This is a genomic window from Dactylosporangium salmoneum, from assembly GCF_039532525.1.
Lineage (GTDB): Bacteria > Actinomycetota > Actinomycetes > Mycobacteriales > Micromonosporaceae > Dactylosporangium > Dactylosporangium salmoneum.
In genome coordinates, this window is sequence record NZ_BAAARV010000077.1 from 3,867 (window position 1) to 10,749 (window position 6,883).

Genomic DNA, 6,883 nt, shown 5'->3' on the forward strand with positions numbered 1-6,883 from the left:
CGTCCTCAATCGCACGGTTCTCTACCTTTCGTGAGAGCGCTCTCACGAACAGGGTCGGCGTGGCGATCACGCGCGTCAACGCAAGCCAACGAAACCCAACGAATTGTTAAGGGTCACTTGAGGACGGGGTAGCAAACCGTACGTACGTCTTGCTATGGTCTGGCCATGGCACTCCCGACCGGCCCGCTACGCCTGCTCGTGGTCGCGCAGCTCGTCAACACGCTGGGCTCCGGGCTGTCGATGGCCTCGAGCGCGCTGTACCTGACCCGGATCGCCGGGCTCTCGGTCGCGCAGACCGGCCTGGCGCTGAGCGTCGCGGCGCTGGTCTGCATGGTGGCGAGCGCGCCGATGGGGTACGTCGCCGACCGCGCCGGCGCCCGCGGGGTCCTCGTGGCCGGGCTGGTCGCGCAGGCCCTCGGCACCGCCGCGCTGACGCTGGTGGGGTCGGTGTGGACGTACCTGCTGGTCGCGGTGCCGCTGGCGATCGCCGACGCGGCCCAGCGCGGCGCCAAGGGCGCGGTGATCGCCGGGGTGGTGCCGGCCGACCGGCGCGTGCACACCCGGGCCTACCTGCGCTCGGTCACCAACGTCGGCATCGCGGCCGGCGCGGCGCTGGCCGGCGTCGGGCTCGCCGTGGACACCCGCCCGGCCTACTTCGCGCTCATCCTGGGCGACGCCGTCACCTACCTGGGCGCCGCGGTGCTGCTGAGCCGCCTCGACCCCGTGCCGCCCTCGCCCCGCCGGGCGGACGGCCCCCGCCTGATCGCGCTGCGGGACAAGCCGTTCCTCGCGTTCGTCGCGCTCGACGGGCTGCTGTCGACCCACTTCGGGATGTTCGAGGTGGCGCTGCCGCTGTGGATCGCGCACCGCACCGACGCGCCCCGCTGGCTGATCGCCGTGCTGTTCCTGACCAACACGACGGCGGTGGTGCTGCTGCAGGTCCGCGCGGCCCGCGGCACCGACGAGCCGACGGGCGCCGCGCGGGCGGCCCGGCGGGCTGGGCTCGCGCTGCTCGTCGCCTGCGGGCTCTACGCGCTGTCCGGCCAGGCGCACCACACGGTCACCATAACCCTGCTGGTGGCCGGCGCGCTGACCCATGTCGTGGCCGAGCTGTGGCACGCGGCGTCGGGGTGGGGGATCTCGTTCGGGCTCGCGCCGGCGCACGCGCATGGGCAGTACCAAGGGGCGTACGCGATCGGCATGCAGCTCGGGCAGATGCTCGCGCCGTTCGTGGTCACCACGCTGGCCGTGAGCTGGGGCTGGCCGGGCTGGCTGTTACTCGGCGCGGTGTTCGCGCTGGCCGGCTCCGCGATGCCCAGCGTCGTGGCGTGGGCACTGCGGAACCGGCCAGCTTCAGCCGAGTTGGTAGACGCATAAGCCTTTGGCTCAGGTCCGCCTCACTATCAGGCCGTTGCTCCCGTCAGCGCCTGGTCTGGGTCGATCAGAGCGAAGCCGCATCGAGCCAGACTGGGCGAACCGGTCGGCCCTGGGGGGCCTCCCTGCCGGCTTCGCTGTGTCAAGAGACTTCCCGTGGCGGACGGACCGCACCGGCGACGGCGCAGGCCAGGGCGAGCAGGACCGCCACGGCGATCAGGGCGCGCACTACAGTCACGTGGTCGCCGAGGAAGCCGATCAGGGGCGGCCCGCCCAGGAAGGCGCAGTAGCCGATCGAGGCCACGACGCTGACCCGCGGCGCGGCCACCTTCGGGTCGTCGGAGGCCGCGCTCATGCCGACGGGGAAGCCCAGCGACGCGCCGATGCCCCACAGCAGCGCCCCGGCGAAGGCGACCGCGGTCACCGGCCCGAAGACGAACAGCAGCAGGCCGGCCACGCCGATCACGGCGATCGCGCGGACCACGGCCACCCGGCCGTAGCGGTCGAGCAGGTTGGGCCCGAACCAGCGCCCGACGGTCATCGCGGCCAGGAAGAGCGCGAACGCGAGCGTGCCCACGGCGGCGGGCGCGTGGTAGCTGTCGATCATCGACACGTTGATCCAGTCGATGCCGGTGCCCTCGGTGAACGCGAAGGCCAGCGTGAACACCCCGATCAGCAGGGTGCGCGGCTCGCGCCAGAAGCGCAGCGTGTGCCGCAGCCCTCCGCCGGAGGCGGCCTCCTCGGACGCGCCGTCGGGCACGAAGTCGCGCACCGCGAAGATGGTGGCGGCCCCGATGACGACGGCCATCACGCCCAGGTGCAGCGACACCGGGACGTGCAGCGCGACCATCGCCGCGCCGAGCAGGGCGCCGGCCACGGTACCGATGCTGAACCCGGCGTGGAAGCGGGACATGATCGAGCGGCCCAGCCCGCGCTCGACCACGGCGCCCTGGACGTTCATGGCCACGTCCCACGCCCCGTTGGCGAACCCGAGCGCGGCGAGGCTCACCACCAGCGGCGCGACCCCGAGGTGGTACCCGGTGGCGGCCCCGAGCAGGGCCAGGGCCAGCAGGCCGGCCATCGCCGCAACGGTCCGGCGCGAGCCGAAGCGGCTCACGATGTGCCCGGAGGCGACGAGCGAGACGAGCGAGCCGCCGGCGATGGACAGCAGCACCAGGCCGAGGCGGGACGGGGTGAGGTGGAGGGCGTCGCGGATCTGCGGGATGCGGCTGGCCCAGCTGGCCATGGCGACGCCGGACCAGATGAAGGCGGCGTACGTGGCCCGGGTTGCGGCCCGGAACTCGACGGGGGCGGGGGCGGTCACGGTCATGGGGTGGCTGTTCCGATCACTCGTTCGACGACCGTCCTGATGTCCTGGCGGGACACCGGTCCGGTCGACAGGGTCTTGTGCATGACCAGGCCTTCGATCAGGGCGTCGATGCCCCGGGCCGTGGTCGGGTCGACGAACCGCTCGAGCACGGCCCGGCTGGTGCGCATCCAGATCTCGGTGATCTCGCGCAGGGCCGGCTCGCGCAGGGCGGCGAGGTACAGCTCGTAGGCGACGGCCCAGTCCGGCCCGCTCGCCCCGGCGTCGCCGTCGATGAGGTCGGTGACCGCCTCGACGAGCTGCTCGCGGCCGGTCACGCCCTCGAAGTGGGCCTCGTAGATGACCGACATGCGCCGGGCGTGGCGCAGGAACGCCTGCGCCCGCAGGTCCTCCAGGCCGGTGAAGTAGTACGTCAGCGAGCCCAGCGGCACGTCCGCGGCCGCGGCGATGAGCCGGTGGGTGGTGCCGGCGACCCCGTGCTCGGCGATGACCTCGATGGCCGCGTCGATGATGCGGTCCTTGCGGTCGGGATCGTGCCGGCGGGTCGGCATCAGATCTCCCGGATGACCCGGGCCGGGTTGCCGACGGCGACGACGTTGGCCGGCAGGTCCTTGACCACGACCGCCCCCGCGCCGACCACGGTGTTGTCCCCGATCGTCACGCCGGGGCAGACGATGACCCCGCCGCCGAGCCAGACGTTGTCGCCGATGGTGATGGGGGAGGCGGCCTCCCACTTGTCCCGCCGCTGCTGCGGGTCGATCGGGTGCCACGCGGTGAGCAGCTGCACGTTGCTGGCGATCTGCACGTCGTTGCCGATCGTCACCCGCGCGACGTCGAGGCAGACCAGCCCGAAGTTGACGAACGTCCGGTCGCCGACGAAGGTCTGGTACCCGTAGTCGAACTGCATCGGCGTGCGGATCTCGGTGTCGTCGCCGATCGCGCCGAGCAGCTCTTCGAGCAGGTCCAGCTTCGTGGCCCGGTCCCCGGCCGGCAGGGCGTTGATGCGGCGCGTCAGGTTCTGCGCGCGCAGGTAGTCGCCCGCGATCTCGTCGTCGGCGATGTAGAGCTCGCCGTCGAGCATGCGCTGCCGCATCGACTTCTCGGTCATGTGTACAAACGTACACTGCACTGTGTACGCCTGTACATGGCGTGGCCGGGGCGCCGGAAGCCGGGCCGAAAATTCGCTGCAACCTTCCTTCGCGGCGGGACGTGTTGTCGCCGTACGACCGGGGATAGCCGGTCGCCGATGGAGAGGAAGAGCCGTGAACACGGTGCTTGACGGGGGCAGCGTTCGGATTCGGGCCAAGGCGCGCGCCATCGCCGCGGCGAGCCTGGCCGCGCTGGCGATCGCGCCTCTGACGGCGTGCAAGTCCGCGGACTCGTCCGCCGGGGCCGCATCCGCGCCGTCAGCAAGCGTCGGCGCCACGGCCACGACGACGACCGCCGCGGGAGGCATCGGCAAGGAGGACCTCGGCAATGCGACGCTGTCGGTTCCGGCCTGGCCGAAGGGCTTCGCCGACAGCTGCCCGACGGGCTCGGTGAAGCTCGACGCCGGCAAGCACGGCATCCTGCAGCTGCAGGGCGAGCCGGCCTACGCCGACGTCGACCATGACGGCACGGCGGAGACGGTCGTGCTGCTGTCGTGCAGCCCGCAGGGGCAGGACTACAAGGTCCTCGCCCTGCGCCGCGACGCGCAGGGCAAGATCGTCACCCTCGGCCAGGTGGTCGGCAGCGCCGGCAACACGGGCAAGCAGGGCGCCGACATCGAGACCATCTGGGCGATCCAGGCCGGCGAAAACGGCCAGGTCAGGGTCGACGTGGGCGAGTACCGCCCGTGCTGCGACGCGGCGCAGGCCTCGCAGCACCAGTGGCGCACCTACGGCTGGAACGGCAGCGCGTTCACCCAGACCGGCGGCCCGACGTCGTTCGCCGCCAACCCGAACGTCACGGACCTGAGCATCAGCGCGGAGCGGCTGACGATGACCGCGACCGGCAGCGGCTCGTGGGAGGGCACCGTGAAGGTGACCGTCAAGAACAACGGCCAGTTCGCCACCCCCGGCAAGCTGCGGTTGTCGTTCGGCCTCCCCAGCGGCCTGACGGCGCAGTCGACGCCGGACTGCACGATCCAGCCCGGCGTGGAGCCGGTGCCGTGCCTGGCCGACAGCGTCCCGGCCGGCGGCACCCGGGTCGTCACGCTGAAGATCAGCGCGACCACGCAGCCGCCGGCGTCGCAGTTCGACGTGTGGGCCGCCGCGGCCGACGACCAGGGCCGCACCTACCCCGACCGCAAGGAATCCGTGACGACCAAGGTCCAGCTCGCCCGCGCCTGACCTCCCTTCGCCGCTGCCGGTCCGGGCTCATGAACGATGGGCCTGGACCGGCCCGTAGTGCCCCAAAAGCGATAAGTCGGGCGCTGGCGCGCCACGACTTATCGGACTTATAACCTGACGGGGTATAAATCCGAAATGTCGTGGCGCGGCAGCGCCCGACATTTCGGATAAAGGGTCCTAAGAGGACGCGCCGGCCGGGATGACGTGCGTGGCGCCCATGCCGAGGCGCTGCACGGCCAACGTGGCGATCTCGGGGGTCAGGTTGCGGGCGTCGGCCACGTTCCAGCCGTCGCCCGCCGCGTAGGACGCCCCGGACCAGGTCGGGTGCAGCACCGGGATGACCGCCTGCATGACCGCCTCGAACGTGTGCCCGTCGGCCACCGTGTCGAAGGTGGTGATCGTGACGACGGTGCCGTCGATGGTGCAGGTGCCCTGGTCGCGGTACCGGTACACGGCGTTGTCGTGCTTGGCCGCCCGGGTGTAGCCGCTGCAGCCCAGGGCCGTCGCCACCTGGTCGGCGTTCTCTCCGAGGTACTTCGGCTTGCTCAGCGCGTCGACGGCGTGCGGCGCCTGCCAGCCGGCCAGCCCGGCGACCGCGGCCAGCGCGACGGCGCCGAGGGCGAGCCGCGCACGGCCGGGCTTGCGGGGTGCGGCGGCGGGACGCTCGGCCGCGGCCGGGTGCTCGACCGGGTTCTCGGGCTTGTCGATGATCGTGGCCACTGGCTGTCCCCGCTTCGCATCGGCTGGATCGGTACAAATCCAGGCTAGGTGCAAAAAGGGTGCAGCTCTGTCAGCCGAAACGGCGCCGGCCGATGCCCCGTCGAGAGGACATCGGCCGGCGGTCTTCAACAGTCAGCTGGCGCCCGGGACGGCCCCGGTCACCGGGAACCAGGTCGACGGGTCGGCCGGCTGGGCCAACTGCGCGCTGTCGAGCACCCTGCGCAGGTCGCTCTCGGGGACCCCGCCGTTGCTGTCGATCTCGACGAGGTACTTCCCATCGTCCGTCATCCGGTAGCACAGGTTGGGATTGCCGGCGTTGCAGCTCGCCGCGCCCGGCACCTGGTGCGTGCTGTCGGTGAACTCGATCGGGTACACCGACACCCGCACCGTCGCCGTGCCCGTCGCCGAGGCGTCGACCGTGGCGACCAGGCCCGTGTACGCCGGCCGGGCCTTCACCAGCCGCACGCTCGACACCATGTACGACGCGCCGTTGGGGTACCCGTCGGTGCTGCCCGCCGAGGTCAGCACGTAGCCGGTCGGCGTCCACCGCAGCTTCACCGGCGTGGTGGCCGTCCTGGCCGGCGCCGTCGTCAGCCCCTCGGCGATCTGCAGGAACTCCGCCTTGGTGTAGCCGTCCGGGGTCACCGAGGCCACGGTGGCCCAGGCGTTGTCGGCGTACTGCCACGCCAGCGCCCCGCGCGAGGTGCTCTCGCCCGGCTGGTAGGGCACGTCGGCGGCGTAGAACCCGGGCCGGCCGTGCACCCGCACCGGCTCCCCGCTGGTGAAGCGCGTCGGCTGGAAAGCGCCGGGCCGGTAGACGGTCACCAGCGCGCTGAAGCCGGCCGAGGTCGCGACCACCTTCTTCCCGCCGGTGACGGCACCGTCGTAGAGGTCGAAGGTCTCGCCGCCCCGGCGCACGTAGAGCTCCTGGTAGCCCGGGGTGACCAGCACCGGGCCGGTGATCGCGAACGGGCCGGCCGAGTAGGCGGCGAAGCTGTAGGAGAACTTGGCCGACGGGTAGGCGACGTTCGAGGGGGGCGGCGACGGCGTGGCGGGCATCTGCGCGGGCAACGCCACCGCCGGCGGCGCCGTCGCGGCCGTCGCGGCGGGCGATCCCTCCGCGGCCACGCCG

The 6,883-nt window shown here is 72.2% G+C and carries 7 protein-coding genes; 2 read left to right on the forward strand and 5 right to left on the reverse strand.

Translation table 11 applies throughout. The annotated features are described in order from the left end of the window. The first annotated feature begins 165 nt into the window (after positions 1 to 165). The gene (locus ABD352_RS39390) at positions 166 to 1,377 is read left to right on the forward strand and encodes an MFS transporter (RefSeq protein ID WP_344617679.1); all 1,212 of its coding nucleotides are present in this window, start codon (positions 166 to 168) and stop codon (positions 1,375 to 1,377) included. 139 nt (positions 1,378 to 1,516) lie between these two features. Here ABD352_RS39390 and ABD352_RS39395 read toward each other — a convergent pair whose 3' ends face one another. The 3 genes from ABD352_RS39395 to ABD352_RS39405 are packed head-to-tail and all read right to left on the reverse strand — an operon-like array spanning position 1,517 to position 3,809. Continuing rightward, positions 1,517 to 2,704 carry an MFS transporter gene (locus ABD352_RS39395; RefSeq protein ID WP_344617680.1) on the reverse strand — a complete coding sequence of 396 codons (1,188 nt, stop codon included), beginning with the start codon at positions 2,702 to 2,704 and terminating at the stop codon, positions 1,517 to 1,519. Beyond that, a complete protein-coding gene (locus ABD352_RS39400) occupies positions 2,701 to 3,252 on the reverse strand; it encodes a TetR/AcrR family transcriptional regulator (RefSeq protein WP_344617681.1) in 552 nt (183 codons plus the stop codon). The genes ABD352_RS39395 and ABD352_RS39400 overlap by 4 nt, the downstream gene beginning before the upstream one ends. Next, positions 3,252 to 3,809: a sugar O-acetyltransferase gene (locus ABD352_RS39405; RefSeq protein ID WP_344617682.1), complete on the reverse strand. Its 558-nt coding sequence runs from the start codon at positions 3,807 to 3,809 to the stop codon at positions 3,252 to 3,254. The genes ABD352_RS39400 and ABD352_RS39405 overlap by 1 nt, the downstream gene beginning before the upstream one ends. A 154-nt stretch (positions 3,810 to 3,963) precedes the next feature. Here ABD352_RS39405 and ABD352_RS39410 point away from each other — a divergent pair, with 154 nt between their 5' ends. Beyond that, on the forward strand, positions 3,964 to 5,031 hold the full coding sequence (locus ABD352_RS39410; protein WP_344617683.1) for a COG1470 family protein: 1,068 nt from the start codon (positions 3,964 to 3,966) through the stop codon (positions 5,029 to 5,031). Positions 5,032 to 5,208: 177 nt separating this feature from the next. On the opposite strand, the gene ABD352_RS39415 is transcribed toward ABD352_RS39410, so the two are convergent. Together ABD352_RS39415 and ABD352_RS39420 are read right to left on the reverse strand one after the other, a co-directional pair. After that, the gene (locus ABD352_RS39415) at positions 5,209 to 5,751 is read right to left on the reverse strand and encodes a hypothetical protein (protein ID WP_344617684.1); all 543 of its coding nucleotides are present in this window, start codon (positions 5,749 to 5,751) and stop codon (positions 5,209 to 5,211) included. Between the two features lie 132 nt (positions 5,752 to 5,883). After that, positions 5,884 to 6,883: hypothetical protein (locus ABD352_RS39420; RefSeq protein ID WP_344617685.1), on the reverse strand; the 1,000-nt coding region annotated here is incomplete at its 5' end.